Raw genomic sequence first — 15,700 nt, 5'->3', positions numbered from 1 at the left:
TCTCGGCCCTGTTATTTATTGTAGTTTTAAAATTTTATGGCTTAAGAATAAACAGCCCTTGGCTGCCGGATAACCACATATTCCCTTGATTATCCTTCGCAATAGACACTAAGTTTTCCCCTTGGCGACGAGTCACGATACTGCTAGTGTCGTCCTCATTTAGCTTGATCACTATCCCCGCATTTCCCACTAAATATAGCGCGTCGTCAGAAACAACCATGGCACCGTTGATTGAGGATTGCACAGGCAGTTCTATTTGATTCCATTGGCTTAAACTCACATCAGCTTTGAATATATGACCGCGAAGGCCCATCACATACACAGCATTTTTCGTTTCTACGGCGTTAAACATAGAACCATCGTAATCAAAATTGGTACGCGTAAATGTTTTACCTTGATCGCCAGAAACAGCGACTAAGCCCAGCTCGCCAACCAATAATAAACGTCCATCGGTTAAGGTTAAAATACGATTAAAGTGCGGCAATAATGAAGCGCGCGCACTCAAATAGGCCGATTGATCGCTGCCTTTTAACTCCGCCAAATAAGCCACATCTTCTTCTGCTAAGAGCTCCTCATGGAACTCCTCGCGCCACTGGGCACCGCCATCGTTGGTGCGATAAAACAAACCGTAAGCACCAATGGCAATACCATTGTTTTCGTCTAAAAACACCACATCGAGGAATGGTTTTTCAATCTCGGGCGAATGCATCTGCTGCTGCCAAGTTTGGCCACCATCCTGAGTCTGTAAAATGGTTGCATCATGACCTACAGCCCAACCGCGTTTTTCATTGAGAAAAAAGACTTTGGTCAGCTGTGAACTCACGGGCGTTGCTACTTGATGCCAACTGCCGTCATACACCAGAGCATGACCACGTTCACCCACAGCCACTAAACCAGCACCTACGTTGGCAATATCTAAAATCAAAGATGAAGCAGCAAGAGGTTGAACTTGAGAAAAAATCGGATCAGAGGGCGTTGCAGATAACGTAGAAGGAAAAAAAGCGCCACCGAAACTTAATACAGCGACACACTGAAGGATGCGAAACGACATACAAACTTCCTTAAACTAATGAGGGGCGCTAAGCGCCCCTTTGTACTTGGCCTATTAACGGATACCCTCACGACGCAATGCATCGGGGGTAAAGTTAGCTTCAGTCAGTTTGGCATCGAAGTTATACATGCCACTTTGGTTGTCTAAGCCCATGGCGAGATAACGACGGGATTGCAAATCATGGAAGACTTCCAAAGTATCCCACTGTGCAGGTACTTCGTAGTAATTCAAGCCATGTGCAACGGCCACACGATACAACTGATCACGGTTGTCGTAGAGATCGGCGATTGACACTTGCCATGAATCTTCATCAAGGTACATATCGCGCACTTTATAAATGTGGCGCATACCGTCTTTCAGCGTCGCCCTCACTTGCCATACGCGGTGTTTTTCCCAACGAACGTACTCAGGATTCACATGACCAGGTTTCAATATTTGGTCATATTTCAGCTTATCCGAATGCAGTTTGTAATCGTTGTACGGGATATAAATTTCTTTTTTGCCAACCAGTTCCCAGTTGTAACGCACTGGGGAGCCGTTAAACATATCGAAATCATCTGTCGTACGCAGACCATCTGACACTGTACCCGGTGTATCAAAAGCCACGTTCGGCGCTTTACGGACTCGACGTTGACCTGTGTTATAGGTCCAAGCTTGGCGGGGAAGCGCCTCTTGATCCATGGTTTCTTTAACCAATAAGGCTGTACCTGCTAAACGTGCAGGCTGAGTCACCACTTGCTTAAAGTAGAACAGCGTATTGCTGGCTTTAAGCTGATCTAAGGTAATTTCTGGACGAGAATATTCGAAGCGAATTTCCTCAGCCGTTTCGACTAAGCTATAGCTACCATCGGCTGTCGGTGCAGCTTGGCTACGGGAAGTTTCGATATCGATACCACGAAAACGCAAAATGTGGTTCCAAATTGCTTCTAAACCATTTGCAGGGATCGGGAATGGAATACCAATAGCCGCGCCAGAAATACCATTGCCCTGTGCAATCAGTTCAGCACGAGTCGCGTTAACTTTAGTCGCATCGTAAACGAACTGTGGTACAGAGGCGCTACGGCGAGTCTTGTACACATTCATCTTGTAGGTATCAGGATAAAGTTCGAACAACTTCATCTGACCAGGCGTTAAAAAATCTTTATATTGCGCTTTGTTAGCATTGGTAATAGTAAATTCAATCTTATCCTCAGGGAAAGGATCTGGGTGATGCATCCCTTTGGTATAACCCGCCACAGGCTGAGTGATACCACCATCCCACGCAGGAATAGAACCATCAGCATTACCTGCTTTTTCAGCACCTAAAGGGGTAAGTTCATTGCCAAGTTTTGCCGCATCAGCTTCTGATATCTTAGCCATAGCGACTGGCGCTGCGAAAGCCAGCATGACTGCACTCGCCAATATCGTCAGTTTCTTCATTGTTTGAGTCCTTTTAGATCGAATACTTGATATTGAATGAAACATAATCACGATCTGCCATCGCATTCGTCGTACCGACACCGCCAAAGAAATTGTTATAGGAGATATCTGCACCCCAACGGTTTTGATAGTCGAAGTTAACGCCTAGCGCGACAGACTTACGTCCTTCCGTGAACAGGAACATAGGATCAGGTGTAATACCATCAACGTCATGGGAGAAAATCACCCGTGGAGACATATTGACCCCAGCAAATACGTTGTTGAAATCCGCCTTTCCAACTAAACGATATCCCCAAGCAAAGTCGGTTGGGAACGGGTTAGTTTCAGGACCATTGTGCAAGGCTTGAATGATGCCGGGCATATCTGGGTTGCCGCCAGAACGTGACGTACCAGGACCATTGAGACGTAGCTCATCAAAACCTGGCATATCATGGATCCACACGCCACCCACTTCGGCCAACATAGTCAAGTTATCTAAACCTAACGTTGGACCAAATAAATGGGTGAAAGTCATCTGCGCCTGAGTGGTATCAAGACGGATAAAGCCATCCACGGTTTCACCCGGCTTAACATCTTTAATCTGTGAAATACCATCGAGATCTGGACGAAGACCAGCGTTAGCTAACTGCTGTGGCATACCGGCAAACAATAATTCTACGTCATCGATTTGCAGTGGTTCATCCTGACGATGGGCAATTTCAGCCGCGACAGAGGTATCACCAACCAAGGTATTGAAACTGAAACCGTAAAGCTTGATATCTTCTGGATAAACGATTTGCGCCTTAGAGAAACTCTTCAAATTGAGCAACAATTCACGATCAATGTTACCCGAGTTTTGACCTATGGTCGCCAGATCAGACAAAAGTGCACCCGTGCTAAAATCGGCGGCTGTACCACTGATAAGAGGACGACGGCTATGGTAATTCATGAAATAAAAACCAAATTCGGTTTCACCCAGTGAAGGCGCGTAATAACCCAGCTTAATACCATATTGGCCATCATTGCTTGGCTCTGCCTCATCCTGCACTAGCGTCACTTTTGTTGGGTAAGCTAAGGCCATAGAAACCAATTGCTGTGTCGGAATAGATTGGCCGCTGGCAATCATGCCCGCTAAACGCTCGTATTCTTGCATCACAAAGTCTAAATTGATGTCAGGGTTAGCATTAAACCCAAGCTGAGCGTTTTGAGCGTAACCACCGAAACCCGCAAAATCGTTAGTCGCAAAAATAGAACCCGGTGTTGGAACCCAAATAGGTTGCCAATCATATTGATAGAATGCTTCTACCGTTAATGAATCCGTCAAACCAAGGGAAGCCCACACCATGCCTTGAGGTCTGAACGCTTCTTTTAGTTCAGCGCCTGGCGCATTAAGTATGTTCAAGTCAACGGCGTTGATTTCACTGATCCCATGGGCAATCAGTGTACTTTCACCCCATGACACCACTTGATTACCTACACGAATAGATAATGGATTAGCGCCATCGTTGAGGTCAAAGTTGCCATACACAAACGCATCGAGTAAGCGAATATCTTTACATTGAACTTCTGAAGCACGATTATCTTCGCAAGGGTCAAACTCTTTGCCCGTTATCGGATCATTAAAATCATAATTACCATCATTGAGTTTACGATCATAGAAATACATACCACGGGCGAATAAACCATAGTTTTTGTATTTCAATGACAATTCATGCAAACCTTTAACGATTTCGGACGTAGTATCGCCTTGAGAATAAAGTAAATTACTTAAGTCATTGTTACTGGAATACGATCCGGGCTGGGCCCAAATCTCAGCAGAAGTGTATTTAGTATTGCCAAATGCGCTGTAATTAGACCAATCGAATTGGGGTTGATTAACCTTACCAATTTGACCTTCCCAATCGCGCTCCCCTACACGCCAGCTCGCACCAGCAGTCCAAGTTGAGTCAAATGTGCCCTCAACCTCTCCCCAATTAAAAGATACTGCATTAACGCTTGGGATCATTAACAAACTCAATGCCGACGCCACCCCCAAAGCAAGCGCCGATTTGTTAAAACTATTTTTAACAATTTTCATTTTAGCTCTCCGTACCCTGCTGGATTCTTTGTTTTAGGAATTACAACCAACATCTTGTTAGCTCACAGGTAACATCATTGTTACAGCAATTAATCCCCTTGAGCAAGGCGCAGTTAGAGAAAATTTTCTAAAGAATTAAGCATGTAGGTACATTTGTACCGTTAACTAAAAAGGAGAGATTTAAATTAGCGAAAAGCGGAATAGGAATGAAACATAAAAACACATTAAAAAATCATATAATTCATTAACATATTTAAAAATAAAATATCACAAAGCGAGTTTAGTAATCAGCCGACCGTTTAAAGTAATTGCTCTAAGTAAAGATAAACAAATTAAGACTAAACTCGATTTAATGAAACAAATTGCCCCTTGTCATCTAAAACCAATTTGAAATAGCCTTGAATGCCATTTTCGGTTAAAAAACGCCTAAAATGACGGCCATTAATCCACAAAATCCGCCCTTGAGTTTCACGAACCTCGACTTTATCGGCAAGCCCTTGATAATAAGGTAAGAAATCTCGATAGCTGATCGATAGTTTGAAATACAGTTCCATAATATCAGGGCAGCACAGACTGCTGCCCTCCTCCTACAAACTGCTATTTTGCCAATGCTTTAGAGACTTTTTCGTACATATCCTTAGATAAGTCAGGCAAAGCCAAAAGTTGTCCTAAACAGGCTTTTATCAAGGTTTGGCGGCCTAAGTCGAATTTATGATACTGGATCAATGGCGTCACCATACGGGCCGCAACCTGCGGATTGAGCTTATTAAGGGTCATTAAGCATTCGGTTAAGAAAGCATAACCCTTACCGTCTCTACGGTGAAATTGATAAATATTACCGGCAGCAAAACTGCCCACTAAAGCACGCACTCGGTTTGGATTGCTCATACTAAAGCACTTGTGTTGCTGCAACTGACGCAAACACTCAATCACATCATCTGCATCACGGGTCGCTTGCAACATAAACCATTTATCCATCACCAATGGCGTATCCTGCCAACGTAGCTCAAATGTCGTCATCAGTTCATCACGACAAGGTAAATTCCCAACATTGGCTGCCGTCAACGCACCAAGAGAATCCGTCATATTACTGGCGTTATCGAACTGAGAAATCACTAACTCCTCTGCCTCATCCGACACCCGAGCTAACCAAGTTAAACACTGATTTTTAAGGGCTCTTGCCTGCGTACTCTCTACTGCGACTAAAGAACGATATAGCGCAATCAATTCATCTTCACTATGTGAAGCGAGCTCTATTAATACAAATTCACGTGCTAAAGCTAACGCATCTAGATCGACACTCTCTGTTTGCTCAATCAAAGCCGAAGCCGTAGGTATCGCTAATATTTCGGCGATCAATGCCGGATCAAGCTCAGTGTCTAACAACACACCTTTAAAACTATCGCGCACACGGGGATCGAGAGCCATAGCTTGTTGCTGTTGTAAACTCGCCACATTTTGCCAAATTGCTTGGCTCACTAAGGTCACAGAAGCTTCCCAACGCGCCACTTCGCTGCTAGCAAAACGCATCAAGTGAACGAGTTGATCCACATTGAATCGATATTGTAATTTGACGGGCGCGGAAAAGTTTTGCAGTAACGAAGCGACGGGTTTATGAGTGAATCCATCAAAGCTAAACACTTGTTCAGCTTGAGTAAAATCGAGGATCTCATTCACTAAAGAATGGCCCTTCGCATCTAAGAGCTCTAAGCTAAACGGAATATGCAGCGGTGATGCACAGTTCACTAGACTTTGTTTAAGGGTCAATTGATAAACGCCCGTTTGCGCATCAAAACTGTCCATCGCAGTCACAATCGGCGTACCGGCTTGGCTATACCATAAACGGAATTGGGTTAAATCCACTCCGCTGGCATCTTCCATTGCCGCCACAAAATCATCACAGGTGACAGCTTGGCCGTCGTGGCGTTTAAAATACAGTTTCATTCCCGCCTGAAACTTTTCTTCGCCGAGCAAAGTGTGCATCATGCGGATGACTTCAGCGCCCTTGTTATACACAGTCACAGTGTAGAAATTATTCATCTCAATGACAGATTCTGGACGAATAGGATGGGACATAGGGCCAGAATCTTCTGCAAATTGCTGATTCTTGATCACTTTAATTGCGTGAATTCGATTCACAGCACGAGAGCCTAAATCTGAGCTAAATTCTTGATCGCGAAAAACCGTTAAGCCTTCTTTCAAACTTAACTGGAACCAATCGCGGCACGTTACGCGGTTTCCTGTCCAATTATGGAAATACTCATGGCCTACAACCGATTCAATGCCGTGATAATCCTCGTCGGTGGCCGTTAAGGTATCTGCGAGCACATATTTAGTGTTAAAGATATTTAAGCCTTTGTTTTCCATCGCTCCCATATTGAAAAAGTCGACGGCCACTATCATGTAAATATCTAAATCATACTCAAGATCAAAACGGCTCTCATCCCATGCCATGGATTTCTTAAGTGATGCCATCGCATGGTGTGCTTTATGTAAATTACCTTTATCAACGAACACTTGCAGGATCACTTTACGGCGACTGCGAGTAATGAACTCATCTTGCAATAGATCAAAATCGCCAGCGACTAAGGCAAATAAATACGCTGGTTTTGGAAATGGATCTTGCCAGCAAACATAATGGCGTCCGCCATCTAACTCACCTTGATCAATCAAATTACCGTTACTCAGTAAAAACGGGAATGCGGCGCTATCGGCTTCGATACGAACTGTGTATTTAGCTAATACATCAGGGCGATCAAGGAAATAAGTGATACGTCGAAAGCCCTCTGCCTCGCATTGCGTGCAGTAGGCACCATCGGACATATAGAGCCCTTCAAGGCTCGAATTAGCTTCAGGATCGAGCTTAGTGATAATGTTCAGCTCAAACTCATCAAGCTCAGTTTCTAAAACTAATTGACCTGCACTAACATGGTAAGGCACAGCATCACCATTGACTGTCAGCGAAACAATAGTCAAATCTTCGCCATCCAACACTAAGGCTTGTGCATGTTTTGAAGTGCGTTTTATACGACTGATCGCCTGCACTTGGGTTTCATTGCCTGCCAAATTAAAAGCTAAATCGATAGTCTCTATCGTAAAAAGTGGCGCTTGATAATCTTTTAAGTATTTTGCTTGAGCTTGTGTCATTTCGATCCCTTTAACGCTGATCTAAATAAGAAAAAACGCGCCATAAGCGCGTTTTGATATCGGATAAATCGACTCGACTAGTGCCTACTTAGCACTAGTTTTAGCCATTTTTTGCACATCAGCCATATCTAAGGTGATATAAGCGGTTTCGTCTAAAAATGCATCTGGCAATTCAGCGTCGTCTTTAATGTCTTCCATTGATTTAACCGGTGCTAAACCATTGGCGACTCGACGCTCGTTTGTTCTGTCGAGGACTTTTTTCTCATCGGCTTCGCGGGAAGCAATACGCTCACTTTCAACCAGAGACACAGTTTTCTCTTTGTGATGCTTTTTAAAGTCGGCAATATCTTGATTGATATAGGCAAACTCTACGCTGTTTTTTATACGGTTAAGGTGCTTAGATTCAAGGCTAGTCACTAACTCAGGCGTAACATCATTAAGCGTGCCATATTGCGCCATAGGCACTTTATCCCAAGGTAAAGCATTTTTCTCTTCAGCTTCACCGTACTCGCCCGGCTCCAACGCACTTGGGTAAGCAATGTTGGGGGTCACACCTTTAATCTGTGTACTACCACCATTAATACGGTAGAACTTTTGAATCGTATACTGCACATGGCCAATTGGCTTCTCATACATGTCGTAGATACGGCCTAGGCTCTTATGCTGCTGTACTGTGCCTTTCCCAAAACTCGACTCACCGACGATCAGTGCACGGTCATAATCTTGCAATGCGGCAGCAAAAATTTCAGAGGCTGAAGCACTGTAACGGTCAACCATCACAGTCAATGGTCCTGCATAACTGGTTTTACCGTCGTTATCACGATGCGCAGACACTCGTCCATCGGCATCACGAATTTGCACTACAGGGCCCATATCGATAAAGAGTCCCGTCAGCAGCACGGCTTCCGTTAATGCACCCCCACCGTTACCTCTAAGGTCGATGACTATGCCTTCTACTTTGGCGTCGTTTAACTTCACTAGCTCTTTTTCAACGTCCTGCGACAAATTCATATAGAAACCAGGAATTTGGATCACACCGACTTTGCGATTTGCATACTCGCCGTCTTTAGGTTCAATCACCTTAGAGGTTGCCGCTCTGTCTTCAAGGCGAATTTTATCGCGAACTAAGGTAACATCGAATGGCTTCGCATTCGAACCGCCTTTCTTCGGTAAAATTTGCAGTACAACTTTACTGCCCTTAGGACCTTTAATCAGGTCGACCACGTCGTCTAAACGCCAGCCAATCACATCAACAATCTCGCCGCCTTCTTGACCGACACCGACAATCTTGTCTTCCGGCGACAGTTTTTCACTGCCCGCAGCAGGACCGCCAGTAATTAAACTTTTAATGACAGTGTAATCGTCTTCGAGTTGCAGTTGAGCACCAATACCTTCAAGGCTCAAGTTCATTTCCATTTGGAAACGTTCAGCATTGCGTGGTGAAAGGTAACTTGTATGTGGCTCAATGCTACGCGAGAAGGCATTCATCACGCCTTGGAACACGTCTTCACTGTTAGTTTGAATCAACCGTTTAATCGCGTTGTTGTAACGCTTTTGGAGGATATCAACAATCTCAGGCCATTTCTTACCTGTGAGTTTAAGATTTAGTGCATCGTATTTAACACGTTGACGCCATAACTCATTAATTTCTGTCTGGTCTTTTGGCCATGCGGCCTCATCGCGGTCGTACTCATAGGCATCACCGGGCGCAGAAAAATCCATCTCTTTATCTAATAGAGATAAAGCATAGACAAAGCCTTCATAGCGGCGCTTTTGGACGATATCAAACATTTTATAGGCAGGCTCAAGTTCACCAGAACTAAGCATGTCATCGAATTGGGTAGCATAAGGTTTAAAACTATCGACATCCGCTTGGGTTAACACATTGCGGCGATAATCCAACTGCTGCAGATAACGATCAAAAATTTGCGCAGAAAAGGCGTCATCGAGATTGAATCTATGATAGTGCGAACGAGTGTATAAGTCCGTTACCCTTTTGCTCGCAACCTTATGTTGCGCTTCCTGCTTGAGAGTGGGTAACTCGCTGATTTGAATCGTGGGTGGTACGGCCCAAGCCGAGAATCCGACAAAAACAGTGGCGATCGAGGTAGCCAAAGTGAGTTTTCGCATCAACAAGTTACTCCGTTTTAATAAATGATTACAGCAGGATATGTTCTGCTCTAACTTTAATCGTTAGGCCACTATCAAGCTGAACATGAATATCTTCCTTGTTAATGTCAGTAATCACACCGGCTACGGGTGTCATACCTAATTTAACATTGACGCGTTGTTTTTTCGTTAAATCAGTCAATTGTGCTTGAACATAATTTACGACTGGCGCTGCAGCTTTTGGTGCAGGCTTAGCAGGACGCTCAGTTTTAGGACGCTGAGGAACGGCCACCTTTTTAGGTGCTTTCTTCGCCGCAGGCTTAGGTGCAAGTGCTGCACGTTTCGCTTTGGCCTTATCCTGACTCTCTTTCAACATGGCTTGAGCATGATCAATGTGCTCTTGCTCTAACTCGCCGCAAGGTTCGCCATCCAGATTTACGCGTTGTGCGCCCGCTTTAACGCACTTTAAATAGCGCCAGCTGCTGGTGTAACGTCTCAAGGCAACTCTGAGCTGAGTTTTACTGACTTTAGAATCATCAGCCAACCTTTCAGCCAAATCTTGAAACAATCCGATTTTTAATGGCTTAGTTTCACCTTCAGCAATAAAGCACAAAGGAAATGTTTCATACAAATACGCCAAAATTGCATTGGTGTCGGTCAACTTTTCTGTTGATTCCATCATTACTTCCACAGTCAAAAAGGGACATCGATTCGAGGTGATATATATCAGCTTCTTACATGTCGTTTATCTTCGTTAAACTCAATATTGAGTCAACGTACAAATTAGCATCCTAGCCGCGTTTACTAAAGTTAAAAAATATACCTTAACAAATTTTGACAGCTCAAAACACTAAGCTTATTCATTGCATGCCAATCAAACCAGCTTAATGCGTGCAGGCGCATATTATAAGGCGCACGCCACCGATTGCGACTATGAATTATGCGTTATTGTACGCAAATTAATCAAATAGGCAGTTTTCAAAACTTTTAACCAGTAATTCCAGCCCCTTTTGGTCTTCTTCATCGAAACGATCGAAGATAGGACTGTCAATATCGAGCACGGCAACCACGTTACCTTGCGCACGAACTGGCACAACTATTTCAGAATTACTGGCAGAATCACAGGCAATATGACCATCAAATTGATGGACATCGGCCACTCGCTGAGTTTGATTAGTGAATGCTGCAGTACCACACACACCTTTTCCTAACGGAATGCGTGTACAAGCCACTTTACCTTGAAACGGGCCTAATACTAGTTGTTCGCCACGCATGACGTAGAATCCCACCCAGTTCAGCTCAGTTAAATTATCATTGAGCAAGGCTGAAAAATTCGCCATCGCCGCAACAAGGTCATCTTCCCCTTCCAACAAGGCCAAGGCTTGACGGTTAAGTGACTCATAAAATTTCGATTTCATTACATTTCCTAACAATTTTATTCTGCTGCTTCGGTCTTTTTAGCCGCTTTTTTCGCTGCAGGCGGATTCGTTGGCGTACTATTAACCTGAACTGCGCCTTTAAGCAAGTTCGTCAGCTCATCTTTATTGTTAGCAAAATAGAATGCGAGCTTTTCGCCCACACTTTCATCTATACCCAAATCAGCTTTTTGAATGAAGGGGATAAGGTTATCGGCGATATCGAGCATCTTATCGTAGGCATCAGCCTCCTTCTTAGATGTGAATGTCATCTTTTCAACCCCTTCTCTGACCACGACAAACTGTGTTATTACTGCCATGACTGCCCTCGCACTGTTTTTATATACAGTAACTAGAGTGACATAGATTGAACTTGTGATGCAAGTGTTCTGATTAATCTGATATTATTAGCGTACTTTCGTTGCCAAGATTATAAAAGCGCTAGACGTGGCTGAACAGCTAACTAGCACGACACTTTGCACCGATCTCGCTGTTATTACTCCTATTAGGCTAATATATATTTTTATATGCATGAAAACGCAGCAGAAAATTCAGTAACCCTATGCCGTTCCTGCGATTTAGCAGTCCGCAAACGTGCCTTGCCTAGCGGCGTTAGAGCACTCTGTCCTCGTTGCAGCACAGCACTTTATGACACGCCATACTGCTCTGTGAATGGTATGTTAGCCCTATGTATTTCGGCATTAGTGTTTTATTTCCCTGCCAATTTTTTACCCGTACTCGAGATCCACTTTTTCGGCAGTATTCGTACTACCACGGTTTTCCAAGGGGCATTTGCAGTATTTGACCAAGGCTATTGGGTTGTAGGTGTCGCCGTACTTGCCGCAGCTGTGATAGGTCCAGGCTTATTACTGTTATCGATATTGACACAGATTTTAATTGTGAAATGGGGATTGAGTAGCCTTTTTTGGCGTAACTCATTGAAGCAGTTATTAAAATTTCATGGTATCTTATCGCAGCTCACTATGCTGGAAATTTATGTGATCAGCTTCTTAGTTTCATCATTTCAGCTATCTGATTTTTCGGACATTTATTTTGGTATGGGCACATTTTGCTTCACTATGCTGTTTCTCGTGACCTTGTTTCTACAAAGAGAATACGACTTAGAACATATGTGGACGTTATTGGAAGGTCATAGCTGATATGAAGCAACAAGGTAAAGATATCGGCCTATGTCTCTGTAAAGTGTGTCGCCAACTCAACAGCAGTGAACTCACGCACTGTCAGCGCTGTGAAACTGAGTTGCACGTCAGAGACTATTCCAGCCTGCAAAAAAGTTGGGCTTTGTTGATTACCGCTGCCATCTTACTGGTGCCAGCCAACATTTACCCTATCACTATGCTGACCAACCAAGGCCAAGTGCGGCACGACACGATTTTTTCGGGCATTTTACATTTAGTGCATTCAGATATGCTGCCTATTGCCATCATAGTGTTTACCGCCAGTATTTTAGTACCATGGATTAAAATCATCGGCTTATCCATTTATCTGTGTGCGATCAGCTTTGATATCCCGATTTCAAAAAAGAAATTGATGGTGGGTTTTCACATCATCGAATGGATTGGCCGCTGGTCAATGCTCGATTTATTTGTCATCTCAATCACAGTGGCATTAGTGAACATGGGACAATTACTCGACGCGAAACCCGCGCCTGCGGCTACCGCATTTGCCTTGGTTATTCTGTTAACTCAGTTAGCCGCAAAAGTTTTAGACACTCGTTTACTCTGGGATCGATTGGAACCTCAAGATGACACAAATTGAATCGCCGAAAGTTGTAAAGAAAAAACTCTTTTCGCCCATTTGGCTGCTTCCTATTGTCGCGTTGGCATTAGGTGCTTGGCTGGGCATTAAGAGCATTAAAGAATCGGGGGTTGAAATTCAAATTCACTTTCCGAGCGCCACTGGGATTGATGTAGGTAAAACCTTAGTCAAATACCAAGGTTTGACTGTCGGTAAAGTGAAAGACATTGGCATAGATGAAGATCTCAAAGGCGTGAACGTCAAGGTCATGATGGACTACCGTGCTAAGCCTTTCTTGAATAAAGAAACCCTCTTCTGGCTTGTCACACCTAAAGCAAGTATTACAGGTGTTGAAGGCTTAGATGCGCTGTTTTCGGGTAACTATATTGCTATCCAACCAGGGAAAGGTAATGCCTCGACATTTTTTGAAGCAGAACGCCAACCGCCGCCGATGCAAATCGGCTCAGAAGGTGTGATGGTCGAATTGACCTCCGATAAACTCGGTTCGCTCGATGTTGGCTCGCCAATATTTTTCCGCCAAATCCCCGTGGGTAGCGTGGTCAGCTATCGTTTAGATGGCAATCAAAGAGTCATTATCAGCGCTTTCATTCAAGAGCAATATGCGCGGTTAGTGAAGAAAAATTCTCACTTTTGGAATGTTTCTGGCGTCAAAATTGATGCTTCACTAACTGGAGTTAAAGTCAGTTCAGAGAGTTTGGCATCCATTCTGGCTGGCGGCGTGAGTTTCAGCTCTGACGATAAAGCAGACATAGCTAAAAACGGTGACGTTTTTTCGCTTTATGATTCAGAAACCACTGCCCTTGGCGGCATAGAAATAAACCTAACCATGGCTGACGCTAACGGTGTCGACAAAGGTACCCGCATCGTTTATCGCGGCATGAGCATTGGCAGTATTTTAAGTAAACAACTCACGTCCAATGGTGTTACAGCCGTGGCTAAGTTTGAACCTCAATACGGTTCACTGTTAACTAATGACGGGGTGTTTTGGCTTGAAGGTGCTGATATTTCCCTCTCAGGCATTAAAAATCCAGAACGTTTACTGACAGGTAGCGTGATCAACTTCCTGCCAGGCATCAACACCAAAAGCGCGGTACCAAGCAGCTTTGCCTTACAAGCCAAAGCGCCTGATTTACTGCAATCGAAGAAGCGTTTCTTGACCCTAACCTCAGCTGAAAACATGGGCATTTCAGCGGGCGCTCAAGTTCGCTTCAAGCAAATCCCCATTGGTTCAGTGCTTGCGGTTAAGTTAACCAAAGATTTATCGGCGGTGGAATACCAACTCGAGCTACAACCTGAGTTTGCCAGTCTAATACGCAACGACAGCTATTTTGTGCCTGAGTCAGCATTAACGGTAAACGCATCGTTAGACGGTGTCTCAGTCAAAGCAAGGGATTTTACAACGCTCACTCAAGGTGCAGTTAGCTTGATCCAAGGTCACAGCGACACACCTTTAGCTGCTAACAGCGCTCTAACCCTCTTTAGCTCTGTGGATGCCGCGACAGCTTTTTATGATCGTCAGCAGCAAGTGCATTTAACATTAATCAGTCAAGATGGCGCCGATGTCAGCCAAGGCTCACCGATTTACTATAAAAAAATGCAAATTGGCACAGTTGACTCAGTGAACTGGCAAAGCAAAACCGAAGACTTCGCTATCAAGCTCGCTATCGACAAACAGTTTCAACCCTTGCTGAAAAAGCCAAAAGTATTCTGGCGTAACAGCGCCGTGGATATCAGTGCCAGTCTTGCCGGTATTGATGTCGCCGTTGCCCCACTACAAGGGGTATTAAAGGGCAGCATCAGTCTGGGACTGCTTGATAGCAATGACAAAGTGAGCAATACAACCCCGTTAAAACTCTATGAGAGCAAGCAGTTGGCATTAACTCAGGCGCAGGCGATTCGCCTCACATTACCCGCCTCCAGCAAACTGACGGCCAAGGCCGCGATTCGCTATCAAGGTCATCAAGTAGGTGAAGTGTCGCAAGTGAAGCTCAATGCGGATCTCAATACACTCACAGCTAGCGCATATCTCTACGGGGAATATGCCGAACATTTCAGCCGCAGTGACTGTGAATATCATTTAGTGGATGCACAAATTTCTCTGGCGGGGATCAAAGCGCCAGAAACGCTGATCACAGGTCCTTACATAGGAGTCTTACCGGGTAAGGGCAGTCAAAAAGCGACCCAGTTTGTTGCCAACCTCGCTGCCAGCAGCTATGCCAATGTTGCCGAAGATGCGCTGAAATTCATTCTAGAAGATACTAGCCTAGGCTCAATGAAAGTCGGCACACCTATCTTCTTCCGAGGGATTAAAGTCGGTCAAATCGACGGTTATAGCCTATCGACACAGGGGAATAGTGTATTGATGCAGGCCCATATCGAGGCACAGTACAGTCACTTAGTGAATCAAAGCAGTCAATTCTGGGATGCCTCAGGGATTAAAGTCGATGTCGGCCTCTTCTCTGGTGCCCAAATCGAAGCGGGCTCACTGGAAACCTTACTCGCTGGCGGCATCAATGTGGCGACTAAGGACACTACTCAAGGGGATAATCGTTTAGCAGCAGGAACAGTATTAAGATTGCAACACAAAGCCGAAAACGAATGGCAGCAATGGGCGCCCGCCCAGTAATTCTTTTCATCAAAATACTTACACCAACGCACTAATATTAAAGCTCTTACAAATAAATCAGGCGCATAATGCGCCTGATTTATTTTTAGCTTCTCTTG

The 15,700-nt window shown here is 44.4% G+C and carries 12 protein-coding genes; 3 read left to right on the top strand and 9 right to left on the bottom strand.

The window, feature by feature from the left end; genetic code table 11:
- Positions 1–34 precede the first annotated feature (34 nt).
- The 9 genes from HUB64_RS09060 to HUB64_RS09020 all read right to left on the bottom strand — a co-directional run bounded on the left by HUB64_RS09060 (position 35) and on the right by HUB64_RS09020 (position 11,517).
- Complete coding sequence (locus HUB64_RS09060) at positions 35–1,051, bottom strand: YCF48-related protein (RefSeq protein ID WP_173496835.1); 1,017 nt, start codon at positions 1,049–1,051, stop codon at positions 35–37.
- A gap of 54 nt (positions 1,052–1,105) precedes the next feature.
- Positions 1,106–2,470: a DUF1329 domain-containing protein gene (locus tag HUB64_RS09055; RefSeq protein WP_105252650.1), complete on the bottom strand. Its 1,365-nt coding sequence runs from the start codon at positions 2,468–2,470 to the stop codon at positions 1,106–1,108.
- Between the two features lie 13 nt (positions 2,471–2,483).
- Positions 2,484–4,526 carry a DUF1302 domain-containing protein gene (locus tag HUB64_RS09050; protein WP_105252651.1) on the bottom strand — a complete coding sequence of 681 codons (2,043 nt, stop codon included), beginning with the start codon at positions 4,524–4,526 and terminating at the stop codon, positions 2,484–2,486.
- Positions 4,527–4,864: 338 nt separating this feature from the next.
- On the bottom strand, positions 4,865–5,080 hold the full coding sequence (locus HUB64_RS09045) for a DUF2835 domain-containing protein (RefSeq protein ID WP_028759764.1): 216 nt from the start codon (positions 5,078–5,080) through the stop codon (positions 4,865–4,867).
- A 43-nt stretch (positions 5,081–5,123) separates the two neighbouring features.
- Entirely contained in the window at positions 5,124–7,673 is a 2,550-nt protein-coding gene (gene pepN / locus HUB64_RS09040) for an aminopeptidase N (RefSeq protein ID WP_173244559.1), read from the bottom strand.
- Positions 7,674–7,757: 84 nt separating this feature from the next.
- On the bottom strand, positions 7,758–9,803 hold the full coding sequence (prc, locus tag HUB64_RS09035) for a carboxy terminal-processing peptidase (RefSeq protein ID WP_028759762.1): 2,046 nt from the start codon (positions 9,801–9,803) through the stop codon (positions 7,758–7,760).
- Positions 9,804–9,831: 28 nt separating this feature from the next.
- The gene (gene proQ, locus HUB64_RS09030; protein WP_028759761.1) at positions 9,832–10,461 is read right to left on the bottom strand and encodes an RNA chaperone ProQ; all 630 of its coding nucleotides are present in this window, start codon (positions 10,459–10,461) and stop codon (positions 9,832–9,834) included.
- 280 nt (positions 10,462–10,741) lie between these two features.
- On the bottom strand, positions 10,742–11,200 hold the full coding sequence (locus HUB64_RS09025; RefSeq protein WP_028759760.1) for a GAF domain-containing protein: 459 nt from the start codon (positions 11,198–11,200) through the stop codon (positions 10,742–10,744).
- Between the two features lie 17 nt (positions 11,201–11,217).
- The gene (locus HUB64_RS09020) at positions 11,218–11,517 is read right to left on the bottom strand and encodes a YebG family protein (protein WP_105252655.1); all 300 of its coding nucleotides are present in this window, start codon (positions 11,515–11,517) and stop codon (positions 11,218–11,220) included.
- 207 nt (positions 11,518–11,724) lie between these two features.
- Between HUB64_RS09020 and HUB64_RS09015 the strand changes: the two genes are divergently transcribed.
- The 3 genes from HUB64_RS09015 to HUB64_RS09005 are packed head-to-tail and all read left to right on the top strand — an operon-like array spanning position 11,725 to position 15,602.
- Positions 11,725–12,357 carry a paraquat-inducible protein A gene (locus tag HUB64_RS09015; RefSeq protein WP_173496834.1) on the top strand — a complete coding sequence of 211 codons (633 nt, stop codon included), beginning with the start codon at positions 11,725–11,727 and terminating at the stop codon, positions 12,355–12,357.
- A 1-nt stretch (position 12,358) separates the two neighbouring features.
- Positions 12,359–12,976, top strand: coding sequence for a paraquat-inducible protein A (locus HUB64_RS09010; RefSeq protein WP_105252657.1), 618 nt, complete (start codon positions 12,359–12,361; stop codon positions 12,974–12,976).
- A complete protein-coding gene (locus HUB64_RS09005; RefSeq protein ID WP_173496833.1) occupies positions 12,963–15,602 on the top strand; it encodes a PqiB family protein in 2,640 nt (879 codons plus the stop codon). The genes HUB64_RS09010 and HUB64_RS09005 overlap by 14 nt, the downstream gene beginning before the upstream one ends.
- The last annotated feature ends 98 nt before the right edge of the window (positions 15,603–15,700 follow it).

Origin of the sequence: Shewanella sp. ISTPL2 (assembly GCF_013283205.1) — a bacterium.
GTDB lineage: Bacteria > Pseudomonadota > Gammaproteobacteria > Enterobacterales > Shewanellaceae > Shewanella > Shewanella oncorhynchi.
Note: the sequence above shows the minus strand (reverse complement) of the source record. Positions and strands in the feature narration are given on the sequence as shown.